The 18,823-nt window shown below is 53.4% G+C and carries 16 protein-coding genes; 6 read left to right on the top strand and 10 right to left on the bottom strand.

Features of this window, described 5'->3' with window-relative positions; translation table 11 throughout:
• Positions 1-39: 39 nt before the first annotated feature.
• A complete protein-coding gene (locus H575_RS02215; protein ID WP_042697260.1) occupies positions 40-1,188 on the bottom strand; it encodes a DUF362 domain-containing protein in 1,149 nt (382 codons plus the stop codon).
• Between the two features lie 253 nt (positions 1,189-1,441).
• On the bottom strand, positions 1,442-3,094 hold the full coding sequence (locus tag H575_RS02210; protein WP_042697258.1) for a lipocalin-like domain-containing protein: 1,653 nt from the start codon (positions 3,092-3,094) through the stop codon (positions 1,442-1,444).
• Between the two features lie 95 nt (positions 3,095-3,189).
• Between H575_RS02210 and H575_RS02205 the strand changes: the two genes are divergently transcribed.
• Positions 3,190-3,954 carry a winged helix-turn-helix domain-containing protein gene (locus H575_RS02205; RefSeq protein WP_042697254.1) on the top strand — a complete coding sequence of 255 codons (765 nt, stop codon included), beginning with the start codon at positions 3,190-3,192 and terminating at the stop codon, positions 3,952-3,954.
• Here the strand turns inward: H575_RS02205 and H575_RS02200 are convergent.
• Positions 3,947-6,466 carry a cation-translocating P-type ATPase gene (locus tag H575_RS02200; RefSeq protein ID WP_052319919.1) on the bottom strand — a complete coding sequence of 840 codons (2,520 nt, stop codon included), beginning with the start codon at positions 6,464-6,466 and terminating at the stop codon, positions 3,947-3,949. The two genes, H575_RS02205 and H575_RS02200, sit on opposite strands and share 8 nt — an antisense overlap.
• A gap of 270 nt (positions 6,467-6,736) precedes the next feature.
• On the opposite strand from H575_RS02200, the gene H575_RS02195 reads away from it, so the two are divergent.
• Positions 6,737-7,933, top strand: coding sequence for an ammonium transporter (locus H575_RS02195; RefSeq protein ID WP_042697251.1), 1,197 nt, complete (start codon positions 6,737-6,739; stop codon positions 7,931-7,933).
• A gap of 148 nt (positions 7,934-8,081) precedes the next feature.
• Here H575_RS02195 and H575_RS02190 read toward each other — a convergent pair whose 3' ends face one another.
• The 4 genes from H575_RS02190 to H575_RS02175 all read right to left on the bottom strand — a co-directional run bounded on the left by H575_RS02190 (position 8,082) and on the right by H575_RS02175 (position 11,982).
• Positions 8,082-8,735: a hypothetical protein gene (locus H575_RS02190; RefSeq protein WP_042697248.1), complete on the bottom strand. Its 654-nt coding sequence runs from the start codon at positions 8,733-8,735 to the stop codon at positions 8,082-8,084.
• Positions 8,735-10,417, bottom strand: coding sequence for a glutamate--tRNA ligase (locus tag H575_RS02185; RefSeq protein WP_042697244.1), 1,683 nt, complete (start codon positions 10,415-10,417; stop codon positions 8,735-8,737). The genes H575_RS02190 and H575_RS02185 overlap by 1 nt, the downstream gene beginning before the upstream one ends.
• Before the next feature lie 75 nt (positions 10,418-10,492).
• The gene (locus tag H575_RS02180; protein ID WP_042697239.1) at positions 10,493-11,095 is read right to left on the bottom strand and encodes an NTP transferase domain-containing protein; all 603 of its coding nucleotides are present in this window, start codon (positions 11,093-11,095) and stop codon (positions 10,493-10,495) included.
• Positions 11,083-11,982: a pyridoxal phosphate-dependent aminotransferase gene (locus H575_RS02175; protein WP_245554482.1), complete on the bottom strand. Its 900-nt coding sequence runs from the start codon at positions 11,980-11,982 to the stop codon at positions 11,083-11,085. The genes H575_RS02180 and H575_RS02175 overlap by 13 nt, the downstream gene beginning before the upstream one ends.
• Positions 11,983-12,282: 300 nt before the next feature.
• Here H575_RS02175 and H575_RS02170 point away from each other — a divergent pair, with 300 nt between their 5' ends.
• From H575_RS02170 to H575_RS02155, 4 genes are all read left to right on the top strand, one after another.
• Complete coding sequence (locus H575_RS02170) at positions 12,283-12,468, top strand: ribbon-helix-helix domain-containing protein (RefSeq protein WP_042697687.1); 186 nt, start codon at positions 12,283-12,285, stop codon at positions 12,466-12,468.
• A 29-nt stretch (positions 12,469-12,497) separates the two neighbouring features.
• Positions 12,498-13,658 carry a cell division protein FtsZ gene (gene ftsZ, locus H575_RS02165; protein WP_042697233.1) on the top strand — a complete coding sequence of 387 codons (1,161 nt, stop codon included), beginning with the start codon at positions 12,498-12,500 and terminating at the stop codon, positions 13,656-13,658.
• 423 nt (positions 13,659-14,081) lie between these two features.
• Complete coding sequence (locus H575_RS02160) at positions 14,082-14,963, top strand: coiled-coil protein (protein ID WP_042697230.1); 882 nt, start codon at positions 14,082-14,084, stop codon at positions 14,961-14,963.
• 78 nt (positions 14,964-15,041) lie between these two features.
• Positions 15,042-16,223: a DUF373 family protein gene (locus H575_RS02155; RefSeq protein ID WP_042697227.1), complete on the top strand. Its 1,182-nt coding sequence runs from the start codon at positions 15,042-15,044 to the stop codon at positions 16,221-16,223.
• 17 nt (positions 16,224-16,240) lie between these two features.
• Here H575_RS02155 and H575_RS08880 read toward each other — a convergent pair whose 3' ends face one another.
• The 3 genes from H575_RS08880 to H575_RS02140 form a co-directional block, all read right to left on the bottom strand.
• On the bottom strand, positions 16,241-16,759 hold the full coding sequence (locus H575_RS08880; protein WP_143744987.1) for a hypothetical protein: 519 nt from the start codon (positions 16,757-16,759) through the stop codon (positions 16,241-16,243).
• Positions 16,760-16,828: 69 nt separating this feature from the next.
• The gene (gene ade, locus H575_RS02145) at positions 16,829-18,433 is read right to left on the bottom strand and encodes an adenine deaminase (RefSeq protein ID WP_042697222.1); all 1,605 of its coding nucleotides are present in this window, start codon (positions 18,431-18,433) and stop codon (positions 16,829-16,831) included.
• Positions 18,430-18,816: a hypothetical protein gene (locus H575_RS02140; RefSeq protein WP_042697219.1), complete on the bottom strand. Its 387-nt coding sequence runs from the start codon at positions 18,814-18,816 to the stop codon at positions 18,430-18,432. The genes ade and H575_RS02140 overlap by 4 nt, the downstream gene beginning before the upstream one ends.
• Positions 18,817-18,823 lie beyond the last annotated feature (7 nt).

Below are 18,823 nucleotides of genomic sequence, written 5' to 3'. Positions count from 1 at the left end.
TCCGGCATCGGGGCTTTTTTGCGGGCGAAAAAAGGGTCGTCAGTGGATGACTTTGTGGATGACTTTTCCGCTGATCGAGCGTTTGAGTTCGATGGCGTGATACTGGCACATTTCATGGCAGCAGTAACACCGGATACAGTTCGTCAGGTCGAAGACGGCTTTTCCCTGGATTATCTCGACGGCTTTGACCGGGCAGATGCGTGCACACTGCCCGCATCCCAGACATTTTTTGAGGTTGATGACCGGAGAGGGTTCATAGATCTTGCCGACCCTTTGCAGTTTGCGGTAGATCGTTTTTTTGTGCCAGGATTCGTGTTGTCTGCCGTGATAGGTGGACGGGTGGACGTAGTCTTCGATCGGGACGATCTCGTCTCCTTCGACCTCGACCTCTTCGACGAGTCCGCGCCGAAGAGCGGCCATAGTTGTTCCGATGGATTCGGGCCGCATGTTGACGAGGGTCTGGGCGGAGATGTCCAGACCGTAGACCGAATGCGAAGCAAGGATGTAGCCGACGTCCCGCGGCTGGCCGCCCATCGGGCCGTTTCCTTCCATCCCGACGATCGCGTCCATGACGACGAAGTCGGGTTCGATGAGTTCGTTCAAGTCAACAAGCATCTCGGAGAAGTCGATAGCGTCGGGGAATCTTGAGTGGAAGACGGGTTTGTCCAGACCAGGGACGACGCCGAAGGTGTTTTTGACGGCGCCGGAGAAGTGGGTGAACATGTGGGTCTTTAATTTGCAGACCGAGATGATGACGTCGGCGTCGCATGCCTGGTTGATGACGGTGAACCGTTTCATCACGTTTCCGGCAGGACAGGAGCGTTCCTGATAGCCGGTGTCGTAAGAGAGTTTGATGCCGAGCTCTTCCGCGACTTTTTCGATGCCGCATTTGTGGTAGACCCTTTTGAGGACCCTGGGCGAGTAGATGATCCCGGCGCCGGGACTGTCGGCTATGGTCAGGACACCGCCGGCGTCGATGATCATTTTCCCGACAGCATAAACGACTTCCGGGTGGGTGGTGATAGCGCGGTCGATGCCGGCGTCTGATAAGAGGTTGGGTTTCAAGAGGACTTTTCTGCCGTCGACGCGGGGAAGTCCGCCTGAGGCTTTTATTGCTTTACCTACAGCCTCAAGTACTTTTTCCCTGTCGTATGTGCTGCATTTTGCCGAGCCGGTTATACTTTTCATATGTTCCTGCAGTATCTGGGTTCCTGCCGCGGGCAGGATATTTGTATCTATAATGATTTCACATTCTCTCTAATATACATTCTTAATGAGAGTGTCTTGGTATTATGGGTTTTTGAATGATCAGTTTGTTTTGCAGGGCAGGATATTTTTACATTTTGATAGGGTGCTTCCATGCGGCATGTAAAGATCGGGATGGGGACGGCAGACCCTCGGCCCAAAAACCTTTCGCCCCTTTCCCCTTTTTGCAGTCCCCTCAAAGCCCTCTGCAGTTTGCGAGCTCCGCTGCAAGCTTCGCCGCATTCTCAGGCTTCATCAGAAAAGCAGCCGCGGCCGCCTTCAGCTCCCCGGGGATCGCCGGCTTTGCAAAGAGCTCCGCATTCTCCGGCGTATCCGGGATCCCGGCAAGCCGCAGATTCTGTCTGCAGGCATCCGCATAACTGACATTTTCCAAAAAGCCCGATCCGATCCGTTTGCCGTCGGGTGACTCGATCCTGACCGCACCTTCCGAATACTCCGCCCCTGCCGCAAAAAATCCATGCTGACCCGTCAGAACGATCGGGATCATCACAAACCGTCTGCATCCCTCCGGGACCTCCGCAGTTTCCACAGTGATCTCCACCCGGTTCGGATACCAGGCGCGGGTCGTCAGATACGGACCGTCCGTCACAAAACTCTGCACCCAGTCGGTCACCTTCATCACCGCTTTTATCGGAAAATACTCCCCGTTTTGCTGAATAAACGATCCGACGGCAGGAGCCGTCATTATCCCCGGAGGAAGAGGGCCTGTCTGCATCACGAACTCCTTCTGCTCTTTTGTATGGATCGAGGAAAGAGCCAGCTCGGTGTCGTTATCGAACTGCACCTCCATCCAGTCCCAGCCGACCCCGGGCTTATCCTCAAGCATCCCCGCGGCACGAAGGACCTCGCTGCGCGGACTGCCTGACGGCATAAAACCAGTCCCCCACTGATTATCATACCAGAACTTCCCGCCCGCCAGACTGATCTCCTCTCCCTCGATCGAGATTCGGCTCAGATTAGTATCGACCCGGAGATTCGGCACCGAATAATACAGCGTCCCGACCCCTCCGCAACTTGGAAGCATGCCCTCATCACCGTTCAGGACATAGCCTTTGGTCTGCGAAACGGTGATATCGATCGATATCTCGGCAGGCACCTCCTCATGGTTGTCGACCCCCCATGCCTGAAGCCTCAGCGGAAAGAGAGAATCCTTCGACTGAGATGAAATACAGTGTTTTCCAATCGAATACCGATACGGTTCGGTCGAAAAATCGATGAGACCCGTCGTTCCCGCGACGATGACCGGCCGGATACGGTAATGCCTCCTGCCCGCCGAACTCACCGCCAGATGGACCTCAACGATCTGATTCTCGAGATCGGTCAGTCCCGCCTCTTCTGCCATCTTCGGCGGAAGAAGAGCATACCGCCAAAACATCAGCTGGATCCCGTACTCCCTGCCCTGAGTATCGAAGACATTGCCGACGAAAAAGTGCCAGCCGACCTGATACTCAAACTGCGGGCGGTCATCGTCGGGAAAGCTGAATTTTTTATCGGACGGCAGCTCCTTATACCCCCGGGCGCTGTCAAGACCGAAAAGATTGGTCATCGCATACGCCTGATGCGGCGTCAGATCCCCGGCGTATCTGGAAAGCTCGGTATAGCGCTTTGTATAATCCGGCGTGAAACTCTCAGGAGCGGCCAGAAGATCCGCAAGTCTCATCCGCATGCGTTCACCGAAAGCTGAGCTGGAATTCTTCCGGCCACCGATCCTCTGCAGGATTTCCGGCGGCAGCGCTTCGGGAATATATTCCCGCATCCACATCGCACGGGCAGTGTTTTCTGCGATTTCACGGCCCTGTACTTTTAAACCAGCGTTCCCGGTCGTCATATCTGAGTGAACGGCAGATGAAGCTAAATAGATTTTCCCAGCCCGTCCGGCGAAAATTTTAAATATCCTCCAGCCCCTTTTACCCCGTGCGAATCATGCCTCTTCCAAAACAGTACTCCCTGATGTATGCGCCGATCCTAAACTTCCTCTCCGATGGCGCCCCGCACAAACGAAAAGAGATCAAAGACAGCCTCATCGCTGTGTTCAGCCTGACACTGGAGGAACAGATCATGCAGACCGGCGGCAGAGGAAAGGGGATCTTCGACACGAAAGTGAACGACGCGCTGTTTTATCTCATAAAAACCGGCATGGTCGAACACAACGACACGACCATCTTCAAAATAACCGATATCGGGATGAATCTCTCAAATATGAAACTCAGGGTCATCGACGACGAGATCCTCACCAAACACGGAAACGGATTTCGGATCCTAAGTAAACAGCAGGAACCGGGAAAACGGCCCGAACCGGTCATGCAGAAAACGGTCCATGAAAAGATCTTCCTTCCGTCCCGCCCAAACGCCGCTCCGCAAAAATCCCAGACGGCAGCTCCCGTAAAAAAAGACCTCGACTTTCGCAAGGTCATCAACACCTCCCGGCAGGGACCCTGGCGTCAGAAAGTAGAGCGGTTCACCGCGGCATACAGCGAAAAGATGTCCCCTGAGGAGTCGGATGCGATCAAGCGGATAACCAAAAATAAGGATAAGAATCTCCCGCTCGGTTCCGAAGACGTGAAAACCCTGTATCTCCTCTTCGAAAAACTGCATGCACAAGATCCAAAGAGCCTCCTCTCCGTCCTTTGCATCGATGAAAAAGGACACGACATCGTGACGGATGCAAACGGGCCGGACCTCACGTAACCCGGCTCACTTTTTTTAAGCGCAGTATTTTTCTGATCTCGATCCAGTAGGTCGCGGCAAACGAGAGAAGAGCGACCCCGATGATCGGCAGGATCCCGACCGGAGACAACTTCAGGTACTCGATAAAGAAGGGAACGTTCAGTGCGATGACCAGGAAAACCACCACGCCGACCATCCAGATGTTCATAGCTTTGCTGGAAAAGTAGCCGACACGGATCAGCGGAATGCGGCTCGTTCTCATATTCATCGCTAAAAAGATGTGAGAAAGCAGCCATGCGGCAAAGGCATAGGTCTGGGCTGCCGCCAGATCGCCGGTCATCCCCCAGCTGAAGAAGTAGACGGACAAAACAACCGCCGTAAGCGTGACACTGCCGGTAAAGATCCCGGAGATCATCTTTTTGTTCATGAACTTCTCGTTTGGGTCACGCGGTTTCTGCTTCAGCAGATCGGACTCGGCCGGTTCCACGACAAAGGATGTGGATGCGGAAAGATCCATAAATAGCTCCATGATGATGATCTGGATCGGAGCAAACGGAAGCGGAAGGTCGAGCAGGATCGGAAGCAGCAGCATAAAGACCAGACCGATCTTGCTTGCAAGCGTGTACATGATGCACTTGAACATGTTTTCATACAGACGCCTGCCTTCTTTGATCGCATCCACAAGGGAGGTGAAATCATCGTTCGTCAGGATCATGTCGGACGCTTCTTTCGCGACATCCGTTCCCGAGATCCCAAATGATATCCCGATATCGGCCGATTTGAGAGCCGGAGCGTCATTGATCCCGTCTCCCGTTACGGCGACCACCTGGCCGTTTTCATGCAGGGCGGCAACGATCCGGAGTTTTTCTTCGGGGGTGATCCTGGCAAACACGTTACAGGTCATCACCTTTTCTTTGAGAGCGGCATCGGAGATATCGCGGATATCATCACCGGTAAGAACAGCGCATCCGGATATGCCTGCATCCTCCGCGACCCGGGCGGCGGTTCCCGCATGGTCGCCGGTTATCATGATGACCCGGACCCCCGCATTGGAAAACTCCCGGATCGCCGGTTTTACGGCTTCACGGATCGGATCATCGAAACTGATCAGACCGGCGAGGGTGTACTTCTCTTCCAAAGGTTCTTTCCATCCGGCGGCGATCGTCCGGTATCCGGCGGTGATAGATGCATTCAGCTGAGCGGTCATTTCCGGATCGGGACGGGAGAGGGCAAACACGCTTTCGGGAGCGCCTTTGATGAGATCGCGTTCTTTTCCCCGGCAGGCATACTTCATCAGAAATATTTTTCGGACTTCATCGAATCCGGAGTCATGGATAAGCCGGTTATCCTGCAGCAGAACGCTTCGTTCGATCCCGAGCTCACCTGCTTTTTGCACAACTGCCTTGTCCATCGGGTCGCCGAGAAAGTTTCCGTCCTCGTCAAGCGAGACATCGGCCATAAGAACGCCGACGGTGAACAGCTGCTTTTCGTTTGCCTCGGTCCATGCCTCGATGCTCATCCTGTTCTCCGTCAGCGTGCCGGTCTTGTCGGTCGCGATCACCGTGACGCTGCCCAGAGTTTCGGCGGCCTTCGTCCGGCGGATGAGGACATGCTTTCCTGCGAGCTGGATCGCCCCAAAGCCAAGCAGCATCGTCATGATGATGGGGAGTTCTTCCGGGATCGTGGCGAGAGCAAGGGAAAGGCCGGTCAGGATCATATCCGGAAGGGACAGACCGCGGAAAAATCCGAGGATGGGGATCGCGATGCTGAAGATAACCGCGAGCCCGATCAGATTTTTGGTCAGGTGAAGCGTGGATCCCTGCATGGGGGTCTTTGGATCGGGAGCCTCCTGGGTCAGGCCGGCTATCCGCCCGAGTTCGGTATCCATCCCGGTCTGCACCGCGATACCGGTCCCTTTACCTTTCAGGATCACGCTGCCCATATGGATCATGTTCGTCCGGTCGCTGAGTCCCGCAGTCCGGGGGATTTTACCGGCGCTTTTTCCAACACCCATGGATTCGCCGGTGAGCTGCGATTCATCGACCTCGAGACCGCGGGCGGTCAGGATCCGAATATCTGCGCTGACCCGAACGCCGCTTTTCAGGATCAGGATATCTCCGGGCACGACAGAGGAGGCGGAGATCTCGTCAGGTTTTCCGTCTCTGATGACCCAGGTCGTCGGAGCTCCCAGTTTTTTCAGGGCGTCCATACTTTTTCTGGCTTTGAATTCGGTGTAGACCTCAACTATTGTAACGAACAAAATGAGGATGAGGATCGTGATCGTGTCGCCGATCTGCCCCCATATGCTGTAGACGATGCCTATCAGGAGGGTGATCACGATGAGCGGTTCTTTGAGTTCAGACAGGAGTATCCGGAAAAATGAGATCCTGTTGTATTCGATTATAGTATTTGTTCCCGATTCCCTGAGGCGTTTTTCCGCTTCAGCGGAGGTGAGTCCTTTTCCGAGATCGACGGCAAAGGCTTTCTGCAGTTCATCGGCATCCAGGCCCCAGGGGAATTCAGGCGGATCCATGTTTTTTTTCTCACCGCTGGCACGGCCGGCGTGACATACTTCAAATAGGTCACCGTATCTTAAATATCTGACCCGGAATTTTTACAGCCAAAATCCCCGGCTTTCATCCTCTTGAAAAATACATGATAACGTGTGACATGCTAGACATTGTCAGGATTTATATATTCAGACGGTCAATACATCAGGTGTAAAATATCTGTGAGCCGGGACGCATGAGGGTCTGTCCTGTATCACAGACATGCAGGTCCCGGCTCTGATGGAGGCCACTACATGATTGACACCGGATCTGTTGCCTGGGTACTTGCTTCAACTGCCCTTGTACTTTTAATGACGCCCGCCCTGGGTCTTTTCTACGGCGGGATGGTTCGCAAAAAGAACTTTATTTCGGTTCTGATGCTTGTATTCTCATCACTGATGATCGTGATCATCCAGTGGTTCCTGATCGGCTATTCGCTGGTGTTTGGAACGGATATGCTGGTGATCGGCGGTCTTGAACATCTGGGATTTGCCGGCGTGGATTTTGGAACAACGCTTGGCCTGCAGATCCCCGACATGTTGTTTGCCGCGTTCCAGATGACGTTTGCCGGGCTCACACTCGCGATCATCGTCTCGGGGGTTGCCGAACGCGTGAAGTTTGGAGCGTTTCTGCTTTTCGGCGTGCTCTGGACGACTTTGGTGTATGATCCGATCGCCCACTGGCTGTGGGGAGGAGGCTGGCTCCAGCAGCTCGGCGCTCTCGATTTTGCCGGCGGAACGGTCGTGCATATCAGCGCCGGGTTCGGGGCGCTCGCTCTCGCGATCTATATCGGAAAAAGATCAGGGTTCGGTTCGTACAATTTACATCCCCAGAACATCCCGCTGACGTTTTTTGCCGGCGGTGTGCTGCTTTTCGGCTGGATGGGATTCAACGGAGGCAGCGCTCTTGCAGCGAGCGATCTCGCGATCCATGCGATCATGGTGACACTGCTTTCAGCGGCAGCCGGAACGATCTCCTGGATGATCGCAAACTGGCGGCATGGAAAACCCAGTTCGCTCGGTTTTATCTCGGGAACGATCGCCGGCCTTGGCGCGATCACGCCGGCGGCAGGATTTGTGAATATGTGGGCCGCGCTTTTAATCGGAACGGTCGCCGGGATCCTTTGTTACTACGCGCTTATCTGGCGTGTGAAGAAGGGATTCGACGAGAGTCTGGACGCCTGGTCGATCCATGGCGTGGGCGGGTTCTGGGGGACGATCGCCTGCGGTATCTTCGCGACGGCGGCGGTCGGCGGAGCGTCCGGTCTTATTGAGGGGAACGCCTATCTGTTCGGGATCCAGATCCTGGATGCATGCATTACCGCGGCGTTTGCGTTTGGAGCGACCTATTTCCTTGCCTGGATCGTGGACAAAACGGTCGGCCTGCGGGTCTCTGAGGATGAGGAGTATATCGGCCTGGACCTCACGCTCCACGGCGAGATGGTCAGATAAGGGAGCAGGTATTTGAGCAGATGTTGACAGGATGATACATATTCTGAAAATATCTGCTGATCTCTTTTTTTACGCAGACGGTATGCAGTGTTCATGTCGATCCGATTCGAAAAGAGCCCCGTAAATCCTATGTAAAATCCGCGAAAAATTACCAGACCCTGCCGTCCACCCGTTTTGTACTCTTCGCCGGGGAAAGTTTTCGCATCATCACCTCAGACTTCGGCACATTTCGGTAAAGAGTATCCCCATCAGGGATGACCGCGAAGGCATCGTTTTCCCCAACACAGCGAAGACCGGAGTGCGGCTCGTAAGGAAGGACCAGCAGAAACTCGACCGGGTCACCGTATATCTCGGACAAAAGAGCTTTTTTCGCCGCGATCTCAGACAGGAATCCTTTGGTCCCCGCAGAACCGGAGATCACCTCCCCGAAGATACGGACACCGTCACTGGTTTTGATGAGAAGATCCATCTCCGCCGCGACGCGGCCCTTCATCTTAAACCGGATGCCGCCGTCCCGCGAATACCACAAACCGTCGGGGGAGTATTTATCATACGGAATAAAAACCGCATCGGCAAGTTTCGCGGCAATCGAAACAACAGAGGGGGAACTCTCCGATGCGCTCAAAAGAAGTTCATACGAGAGGGCTTCAAAAAACTCGCCGACCGCAGAAGGATGGAGGGGGTGTGCCTCGTCGTAAAGAACAGCGCGGCACGATTTCGGGAGATGATGAACGGCACGGCGGATATGCGAAAGCGTGACCTCCTCCGCGGACAGAAGTCCGGCAACCTCGGACGCCGACATCAGCGGTGAGTGAAGTACGCGATCACTTTTCCATCATTTACTGCGTCGATCTTGGAAAAGCCGACCCGCTCGAACTGAACGATCCGGCCCGCATACCCGCGAACCGCCGGCTCGCAGAACCCTTCGAAGATGCCTTCCGGCATAAGAAGCGAGCAGGGAGCAGCCATTTCGATCGGAAGCCACTGAACGATCGCAGCCTTAGAAGAACGTGCATCGGCAAGCGAATCACCCGCATATTCTGCCGAATTCGGACCAGTGATATTGATATTGAACAGATCCTTGAGCCGAAGCATCCCGCCTTTTTCCATCTCGCCCTTCGGCAGAAGAACGCGGCCCGTGAACGGAAGAACGCGTTCTCCCCGCTCGGGCTGATTTGGATATACCGGAGCATGTGCCTCGGTCTTGGGAGCGCCGGTGATCTCCACCTCAACTGGCTCCGGAACGAAGAAGTACCGATCCGCTCCGGCATCGATGACCGCCTTGTTCTGGGCAAACAGATTCTCCCAGGAGAACGATATATCCGTATCGCCCATGCCGATATCGATCGTGGCAGCGCGAACTGCCTCCGGCTGAATGCCGCGGCGTGCAAGAGCGCGAAGCGTTCCGAGATGGATGTCGTCCCATCCGGTGTAGAGACCTTCGTTGATCCCTTTGCGCATGCCGGACGTGGACAACTCGAGTCCGGCGATCGACATTCTTCCGTAATGATAGAAGTACGGCATCTTCCAGCCGAAGTAGTTGTAGATATACTCCTGACGGCGGGTGTTGGCGATATGATCCTTCCCGCGGATAACGTGCGTCATGCCAAGCAGATGATCATCGACCGCCACCGAGAAGTTCATCAGAGGATAAACAAAGATCTCCGGCTTTCTCGGGTGGGGCGTGCTCGTTAAAACACGCATCGCGGCAAAATCGCGGACCGCCGGATCCGGATGAGCGATATCGGTCTTTACCCGGAGTGTGATCTCGCCTTCGGCATACTTTCCGGCAAGCATGTCGTCGAATCTCTTCAGATTCTCTTCGACGGAGATCTCGCGGCACGGACAGGCGATCTTCTTGAGCTTTTTCTCGCGGAACTCGTTGTTATCGCAGGTACACATATATGCTCCGCCGAGCTGGAGGAGTTTTCGTGCATACTCGTAGTAGACAGCAAAACGATCCGACTGATAGATCACATCGGTGATCCCGATGCCAAGCCATGCAAGATCCTCGGTAACCATTTCGTATGCTGCCGGGTCGACACGTTTCGGGTCGGTATCTTCGACACGGTAATAGAATTTGCCGCCGTATTTTTTGACGTAGTAGTCGTTCAGCACCGAGGCGCGGGCATGTCCCAGATGAAGAGGACCTGACGGATTTGGCGCAAACCGCATAACGACCCCGGATTGTGCGTTTGGAAGATCAGGAAGTTCATGGCTCCGCTCCTTTTTCTCATGCATCTTTTCTATTGCCCCGGGATTGAGAGACATCAGTTTCTCTTCGCGTTCCTCTATTGAGAGGGAGGCAACCTCTTCGAGGATCTCCGGAATGAGAGCATTGATCTCTTTTGCTTTTGCACGAAGTTCGGGGTGGGCCCCCATCACACTGCCGAGAATTGCGCCGGCACGGGGAACGGTCTTATGTTTAACCGCGTTTTCCAGTGCCAGGACATATATATCGTTTCGAATATCTGCATCTGCCATGTTGAGTAGATAGTATTGGCGGGACGGAGTGTTTATACTTACGGCTTTTTGGGTTTGCAGAAAAAAAGGTGTTCGCTAACAAGGACGAACGGAACAAAATTCCCGTTCTAAAACCGCAAGCTCTTCACGCGTATTGATATTGAACGCGAGACCCGGCTCATCGAGCAAAAGACAGAGTTCGTCCTGCACTTCGGCAACAAGACTTCCCATGAAAATATTTACTGCGCACGGAGTCGCCGGAACTCCGTTAATGATCTCGCGGTATCTCGGCTGCATGCCGTATCGTTCACAAAGAGCAATCGGGACCCAGGTTGAACAGGCGGGTTTGCCTGATGCATCATATGCCTCAAGAACCTGCCCGATGATGTCTGCCGTGAGGCAGGGGATATCCGCCGCGGAGGTGAAGAGCGGGCCGTCTTCTCCGGAGATCTCGACTGCTTCACAGAGATCCTCGACGTATCCGGTCCCCTGCGTATCGATAAACAGAACATTGTTCGCCCGACACCAGTTCCGGGTAAAGGGCGTTTTATAGGAGGTCACAACGACCGGTTCACACCCGGCGTCAATGAATGCCTCGATCACCCAGGAGATCATCGGTCGGTCATGGACCATGACCAGAGCTTTTTCTCCGAGGCGGAGTCTTGAACCTTCACCGCCGGCAAGGATCAGCGCAAGCATGCAGACAGAGCCTCCACGACACGGAGGTTCTTCTCCCGCGTCTCGACCGAGATCCTGATCGATTCAAAGAGACCAAACGACGTGCAGTCCCTTACAAGAACACCGTGTTCAAGCATCGACTCGGTGAACTCCGATGCATTTCTTCCAAGATGCACTAATATATAGTTCACCGAACTTGGTTCGAAGGAGAGATCAAGTTCGGTGAGACGGGCGAAGTACCACTCACGTTCAGCAGAGATCTTTTCCGCAGAGAGAACGAGATCGTCATAGTGATCAAGAGCCCGCATAGTAAAGGCTTCCGCAAAGGCATTCACCGTCCAGGGGGTCCGAACCGTCTCGATCTTTTCGATCAGATCGGCAGGACCAAAACCGAACCCGAATCTGATCCCGGGAACCGAGAAGCATTTGGTGATCGAACGCATCACAAAAAGATCATCTGACCTGATATCAGAAATGGATTCATTGCGTGCAGCGAGCTCCATAAAAGCTTCATCCACAAAGAGCCGGGAATTCTTTTTCGTACAGTCATCCAGAAGAGCGAGCATTTCTTCGCGTGATCGCAGAATTCCAGTAGGATTGTTCGGATTACAGATGATCCGGAGATCAGCATCCCTGCCGGAAACAACATTGGCGCCGGCAAGTTTCGCAGAAAGACCATACTCCCCAAATGTCGGAGGATCGATCCTGACCGTGTCGTTTGGAGAGAGAAGAACATTGCAGTAGACTCTGATCAGTTCTGCAGAACCGTTCCCCACACAGATCTCATCGGTTGGCCGGGAAAAAACATGTCCGATTTTATCCTTTAATGCACTATATGTATCATCAGGATACACGCAGAGATCGATCTCCTGAAAATCGCACGAAATTAGAGGCAGAAACGGATTCATACTTGCACTCACGTCAAGAAGATCCGGACCATATTTTTGCCTTAGAGCAATAATCCGCCCGCCATGGACCGCTTTCTCAGGAAAATGTTTCTGCATTTTGTAGTATAATCTTAGTCTCCGGCGGCATAAATATACCACAGATAGAAACTGATTTTGTGTTAACACACAAATACCACACGATACATTTATATAATCAAACATCCAATTAGATTTTGTCCAAGATCGGACGTCAGCTCTATGTCTAACATTTGTCAGACAGAGGACAGACAATTGGCTGACAAAAGTCAGATTGGAGTTAAAATGGACAGAGTCACCATACGCCTACCCCCCCAGCAGGTCGAACTGCTTGAAAAACTTGTCCAGACAGGCGAGTTTCCCACTATTTCAGAGGCAGTCCGTTATGCAGTAAGAGAGTATCTTTCCAAGCGGGGAGACAGGATAGTGCGTGATAATGACCAGATTGTCACATTTGACGCACGATTATAACAGTAAAATCATTGGGGTGTTTACAAAAAATGCAGAGTATTATCAATGAAGCGCTGAAGAACTCAGAGCTCGAAAAAGGAATTCAGAAGACATCCATCGTTGACGACGATGACATGCTCGGACAGCCAAGGATCGTTATTGTAGGGTGCGGCGGCGCAGGAAACAACACGATCAACAGACTCCACAACATGAAGGTCGCAGGTTCCGAAACCATCGCCATCAACACCGATAAACAGCACCTGGACATGATCCAGGCAGATAAGCGCGTTCTGATCGGGAAATCCCTGACCCGCGGCCTTGGAGCCGGCGGATTCCCGGACGTGGGCCGCCGTGCCGCCGAGATGGCACGCCCCACCCTTGAAGAGATCTTAAAAGATGCGGACCTCGTCTTTGTCACCGCAGGCATGGGCGGAGGAACCGGAACCGGATCCGCGCCGGTCGTCGCGCAGATCGCCAAAGAACACGGCGCAATCGTCATTGCAATGGTCAGCTACCCATTCCAGGTAGAGCGGGCGAGAATGCTCAAAGCCGAAGACGGCCTCGAGGCAATGCGCCAGGCAGCCGACTCGGTCATCGTTCTCGACAACAACAGACTCAAGAACTTCGTGCCGAATCTGCCGCTCGGTCAGGCATTCTCTGTCATGGACCAGCTGATCGCCGAGACTGTCAAAGGCATCTCCGAAACGATCACCGAACCCTCACTGATCAACATCGATTATGCAGATGTCCGCGCGATCATGAGCAAGGGCGGACTTGCCGTTATGCTCGTCGGCGAATCCAAACAGCAGAACAAGGCTGAGTCCGTCATTCGCGACTGTCTTGCCCACCCGCTTCTCGACATCGACTTCCGCGGAGCAACCGGCAGTCTGATCCACATCACCGGCGGAAACGATCTCACCCTCCACGATGCGGAAGAGATCGCCCAGCAGCTCACCTACGAACTTGACCCGCATGCAGATGTCATCTGGGGAGCACGGGTCCGCAAAGACTTCGAAGGAAAAGTATCAGTCATGGCCATCATGACCGGTATCCAGTGCCCGCAGATCTTAGGCGGCCACTCGGTCACCACCTTCCAGGCAGGCAACTCCTCCCAGACACCATCCTCACACAGTCCATCCGCCTCTCCCATGACCCATCAGCAAAACACTGCCACTGCACGCAGCGGCTCCTCGTTTGACTGGATCATGTAAAACGCCATACTTCCACACACCGCAATACTATACCCCGCCAGGATGAAGCATAACGCCGAAAGGTACGTCGTCGCCTTGGCGTATGCCCATCCTTTTTGGGCATATACTCCGGCAGACACCTGCACCGTCTGCCCAAAACACCCCAACCCTATGATACAGGGGTTGTGGTAAAAAAGACTGTTTTTTCATAAGAAGTATACGACACCTTTATTTCCCCATACCACCACTAATTATAGGAAAGTCGTATATCTGCGGAGTCGGAAGATTCCAACGAGTCGGCCGCCGGTACAGGAGATTGAATACTATCATTGAAACTTTGCACTTGTTTTTGCGTCATTTTTCATGCATTTTGGTATTATCTCCAGCGCGGGCGACCCTTGGATCCATCTCTCTGCGGACGGCTGCTCAGGATAGGTAAGAACGTTGACCGAAGATCTTGTCGATAAAAGAAAATTACTCCTTGAAGAGTCTGAAGAACACAAAGCAAAGCGGAACGAGTTGAACTCCCAGGCAAGCCAGTTTGCCCGCGAGAGAAACGAGTTGAACAACGCAACCCGCCAGTATGTCGAGGACGCACAGAAAAACAAAGAGCTCCGTGACCAGTCCAATAACGACGTTCAGTCCCTGAAAGAGAAGAGGAACGAGTTAAACGACAAGGCAAACACTCTCTTTGAAGAGATCGATGCCCTCAGAGGCGAACAGGGAACCGGTTCCGCGGCGCAGAGCCACGAAAAGAAACCCTCCGCAAAAGACATCCAGCGTCAGATCGACCAGCTCGAAGAGAGACAGCAGACTGAACAGATGTCCAAAGAGAAGGAAAATGAGCTTGTTGACAAAATCAAACAGCTCAGAGCCGAACTCAAGGACCAGGAAGTCGAGCACGAACAGAACAAAGAAGTCCGCACCCGTTTAATCGAGGCACGCGAGTACCGCAAACAGGCCTCTGCTATCCATGCAGAAGTTACTGAAAAAGCCGAGCTCGCCCAGAAACACCACGACCTTATGGTCGAGTGCTACAGAAAAGCCGACAAATCACGGGAAGGTGCAGATGCAAAACACAAACAGTTCGTTGAAGCACAGGAAGCTGCAGATGCAGAGCACAAACAGTTCCTTGAATGCCAGAAACAGCTGCGTGATTATGATAAGGTCCTGACAGGCATCCGCTCAAAGCAGAAGAAAGTCAAGAGCGTAAAAGAGAACAAGTCCGCAAGAAAGGAAGCAGAAACCATCTTCAACGCATTCAAGAGCGGCGAGAGGCTGACGACCGAGGACTTATTAAAACTTCAGCGCTCAAAGCTTATCTGAAGTTTTCCAAATATAACCCATATTTTTTCCCGCTTTTTTCCCACAGATATTTAATCCATAAATGGTAACTGTATAACAATGAGGGCACGTACGCTGATTCTGAGCATTGACAGAGATGACGACGTGGGATACAAGGCCGGTGTCGAGAGCCCCGCGGTCGGCAGGGAAGCATGTCTCGATGCAGCCACACGGCTCGGCATCGCCGATCCGGAAGATTCCGATACGAATGCCATTTTTCAGGCAATAAAAACCTATGACCAGCTGAAAGCAGAAGGCGAGGACGTAGAGGTCGCCGTAATAGGGGGCAACCATATGAATATGCTCGAAGGCGACAGGCGGATAGGCGAACTGCTCGAACAGGTCATCGGGATCACCGGATCCACCGACTGCATACTTATCTCCGACGGGGCGGAGGATGAATACGTTCTGCCGATCATCCAGTCACATCTGAAGGTGGCAAGCGTTGTACGCGTGATCATCAAACAGCTGCCAAACATTGAAGGGACCTATTATATCATCAAAAAGCTGCTGAACGACCCCAAGATCGCAAGAAGTGTGCTCCTGCCGGTCGGCCTGGTCCTTCTGCTCTATGCCCTGGTCGCCTTGCTGGCACCCGGGATTTCGGCAGTTCTGGTGGCAGTAGGGATCATCGGCTTATATCTTCTGTTCAAAGGTTTCAACTTCGACCAGTACTTCGTCTACGTCTGGCACGCGATAACCGAATCGTTCAGAAAGGGACAGTTCTCCTTTATTGCCTATCTGGTCGCAGTCATTCTCGTCATCGCCGGGATCATTTCAGGGCTGATGAGCGTGATCGCCAATTATCCAAACTCGGGAGACGTCGGCATCCTCTATCTCGGCCTGACGTTCCTGTATGGAGCGCTCATCTGGGTCATCGTTGCCGGACTGGTGGCATCAGCCGGAAAGATCACGGATTACGTCCAGAATTATCAGGCAGGGATCTCACGGATATTTGTCGTGCCGTTCTTTTTTGTTGCGATCGGTATGATAGCCTACGGTGCAGTGATCTATTTCCTGTCCATCTCTCCGGTCGAACCGTTCCCGTTCAACACTACAGACGGGATCATCGCAATGATGCTCCTCACGATAGCAGGCCTTGGAGTCGCATTTCTCGGCATCTATCTCAGACCGCGTGTCCAGAAACAAGTCCGGGCATGGATAGAGATGAGACTGAAACTGGAGGAGGAAGAGACGAGCGGAAAGAAAAGAAAACCCGTGTATAAAAAAGTTAAGTACTGAAAAAGATACCGGGACCCTTACTGGAAATACCCGAAACCTTTCTGCATGACCTTGATATTGCTGTAGATCTTTGATTCGGCAGGACCGATGATGAACGTCAGTTTCGGGATCACCGTTCCAAAGGTGTGAGCCGGATACCAGTAAGATCCGTCCTCATAATCGATCACCGCATTTTTTACAACAATGACCGCACGACTGTTGTCAACATAGGTGTAGACCGCCGTTTGGCTGTCTTTTCCCGGCTCAGGATATCCGACAACCGAGAGCACACGGTTTTTCAGATCCTGTTTGCCGAAAAGAAAGACCAGAAACGCGATCCAGGGGGTGACCTCATACTGCACGGTGATCTCCGCTTCCGTTCCCGAGAGAGCGATATCCATGGAGCGGACGGTCAGATATCCGTACCGGTTGGATCCTTCAGTCAGCACCGAAGAATCGCCGGAGACCGTCTGATTCCCCTCAGGAAGCGTGATGATCACCCCGGAATTTGCTAAAGCCTGGCCTGGAATGAAGAGGAGCAGGAGTGCTGCTATCATTATCAGGGAAAAGATCCGGGAGAGGTTCATTGTGATACGTATGTCTCGAAAACGAGATAGTCTTTTCCCCTACGAAAACCGGATCGGCACATCCTGAAAGAGATCTCCGTCGAATAGACCACGGGGCGTGATCCTGAGATGCGGGATCACCGTAAGGGAGAGAAACGCCAGGTTCATGAACGCCGCCGGAGATGCGCCCGTCATCTTCAGCCGGCCGGCAAGCTCTTCCAGCTGTTGTGCGACCTCTTCATACGCAAGCGGGGTCATCAGCCCTCCGCACGGGAGGGAAAGGACGCTCGTTTTTCCGTCACAGACAACTGCCATACCTCCGCCGCCGTCTGTCACAGCGCGGATCGCCAGAATGATCTCCTCATCCGTGACGCCTGCCGCGATGATGTTATGGGCATCATGCGAGATCGATGCCGCGATCGCGCCTTTCTTAAAGTTAAATCCTGAAACAAGACCCACACCAGACCCTTCGGACCGGTACCGGTCGACACTCACGACTTTACAGAGATCCCCGGCCGTCTCACTGTCGAGAACCTCCGTTATGATCTCACCTTGAACAAGGCCGATGACCCGGAGTTTTCCCGCAGGAAGAGCAAGTTCCTCCTTTTTTGGAACACGGCAGGAAAATGGCGGCGAAGCGCAGGACGGAGAGCTGCCCGGCATATCTATCGATGAAGCAGGCATGCCGTTTTTATACACCTCCAAAACCGCAAATTCGGGACCATCCACCAGTATGCAGAAGTCCGCGACCCTTCCGGGGGCGATCATCCCGCGGTCGGCCAGACCGAAACAATCGGCAGCGGAAAGCGTCGCAAGACGGAGAGCATGCTCAAGTTTCATCCCGCAGTTCATCGCGACCCGTATGCAATGATCGATCGAACCTTCACGGACCAGAGAGTCCGTATGCCGGTCGTCTGTGCAGAAACAGCAGCGGGACGCCGTCATATCATTTACGATCTCTGACAAAGCGGCGATATTTTTTGCGGCATCGCCTTCCCGGAGAAGGACATACATCCCAAGAGAGAGTTTTTCGCGGCCTTCATCAGCGGAAGTACACTCATGATCCGTTTTGATATGCCGGGCCACATAGCTGCAGAGCGCTTCGCCGGAAAGTCCCGGCGCATGGCCGTCGATGTGATCGAAGACGGCCAGCTTTGCAAGGACCTCGGGATCGCCGGAAAGCACGCCCGGAACATTCATCATCTCACCCAGCCCGATGACCGAAGGAGTGTTTTTGTAAGAGGCGACATCCTCTGCGGAGATGACCGCGCCGCCTTTATCCAGCGGGGTCGCCGGCACGCAGGAAGGGATCATGAAAAAAATATCAGCCGGCGAACTCTTCGCATCCCGGATCATGAAATCGATTCCGGCACAACCCGAGACATTTGCGATCTCGTGAGGGTCGGCTATCACTGTGGTCACGCCGTTTCTGAGGGACAGCCGGCCGAACTCGCGGGGAGTGAGAAGGGAACTTTCGATATGGACATGGGCGTCGATCAAGCCTGGAACGACCCGGGCGCCGCCAAGGTCGGTTACCCGATGTCCCGTCAGAGAGCCCGGAGCGCCAACAGCGCACACCAGACCGTCTTCAGCAGAAAACGCTGCCGGCCGCCACTCTGCACCCGCAGGATCAAAAAGAAGGGCATTGTCAAAGATCTGCATCATCTGATCTGAATATTCTGAATGAAGCCGGTTATACGTTTCGTTCCTTCATCACGTTCGAGAACATAGATAAAAACCTTGTACTCGCCTGGCGAAAGATCAATCTGCAGTTCCGTTACAGAGTCGCCCTGTATCAGCGTCCCAAGAACAGATTCGGATTCACACACCTGCGTTGAGGAGAGAAGAGTATCCTGACGGAATATATTGTAAAGGAACCAGACGTCTTTTGGTTCACCATTATAATGGACAGGGGTCGTTAAGACGCCGTCCTCGTAGACGGACGTCCCCGCAGTCAGAGATGTCCCCCCGGTAAACAAGATGATCAGACCAATCACGGCAGCCAGACAGACCAGGCCTGCAATGATCAGCAGAGGTTTGCGTTCCATATCCTTG

This window comes from Methanocorpusculum bavaricum DSM 4179, from assembly GCF_000430905.1.
In the GTDB taxonomy this organism is placed as follows: domain Archaea; phylum Halobacteriota; class Methanomicrobia; order Methanomicrobiales; family Methanocorpusculaceae; genus Methanocorpusculum; species Methanocorpusculum parvum.
The sequence above is the reverse complement of the archived record's forward strand: the minus strand, read 5'-3'. Positions and strand labels throughout refer to the sequence as shown.

Excerpts from the sequence above, each read along its gene's own strand:
- H575_RS02215 (WP_042697260.1), bottom strand. The coding sequence starts at position 1,188 with ATGAAAAGTATAACCGGCTCGGCAAAATGCAGCACATACGACAGGGAA.
- H575_RS02210 (WP_042697258.1), bottom strand. The coding sequence starts at position 3,094 with ATGACGACCGGGAACGCTGGTTTAAAAGTACAGGGCCGTGAAATCGCA.
- H575_RS02205 (WP_042697254.1), top strand. The coding sequence starts at position 3,190 with ATGCCTCTTCCAAAACAGTACTCCCTGATGTATGCGCCGATCCTAAAC.
- H575_RS02200 (WP_052319919.1), bottom strand. The coding sequence starts at position 6,466 with ATGGATCCGCCTGAATTCCCCTGGGGCCTGGATGCCGATGAACTGCAG.
- H575_RS02195 (WP_042697251.1), top strand. The coding sequence starts at position 6,737 with ATGATTGACACCGGATCTGTTGCCTGGGTACTTGCTTCAACTGCCCTT.
- H575_RS02190 (WP_042697248.1), bottom strand. The coding sequence starts at position 8,735 with ATGTCGGCGTCCGAGGTTGCCGGACTTCTGTCCGCGGAGGAGGTCACG.
- H575_RS02185 (WP_042697244.1), bottom strand. The coding sequence starts at position 10,417 with ATGGCAGATGCAGATATTCGAAACGATATATATGTCCTGGCACTGGAA.
- H575_RS02180 (WP_042697239.1), bottom strand. The coding sequence starts at position 11,095 with ATGCTTGCGCTGATCCTTGCCGGCGGTGAAGGTTCAAGACTCCGCCTC.
- H575_RS02175 (WP_245554482.1), bottom strand. The coding sequence starts at position 11,982 with ATGAATCCGTTTCTGCCTCTAATTTCGTGCGATTTTCAGGAGATCGAT.
- H575_RS02170 (WP_042697687.1), top strand. The coding sequence starts at position 12,283 with ATGGACAGAGTCACCATACGCCTACCCCCCCAGCAGGTCGAACTGCTT.
- ftsZ (WP_042697233.1), top strand. The coding sequence starts at position 12,498 with ATGCAGAGTATTATCAATGAAGCGCTGAAGAACTCAGAGCTCGAAAAA.
- H575_RS02155 (WP_042697227.1), top strand. The coding sequence starts at position 15,042 with ATGAGGGCACGTACGCTGATTCTGAGCATTGACAGAGATGACGACGTG.
- H575_RS08880 (WP_143744987.1), bottom strand. The coding sequence starts at position 16,759 with ATGATAGCAGCACTCCTGCTCCTCTTCATTCCAGGCCAGGCTTTAGCA.
- ade (WP_042697222.1), bottom strand. The coding sequence starts at position 18,433 with ATGATGCAGATCTTTGACAATGCCCTTCTTTTTGATCCTGCGGGTGCA.
- H575_RS02140 (WP_042697219.1), bottom strand. The coding sequence starts at position 18,816 with ATGGAACGCAAACCTCTGCTGATCATTGCAGGCCTGGTCTGTCTGGCT.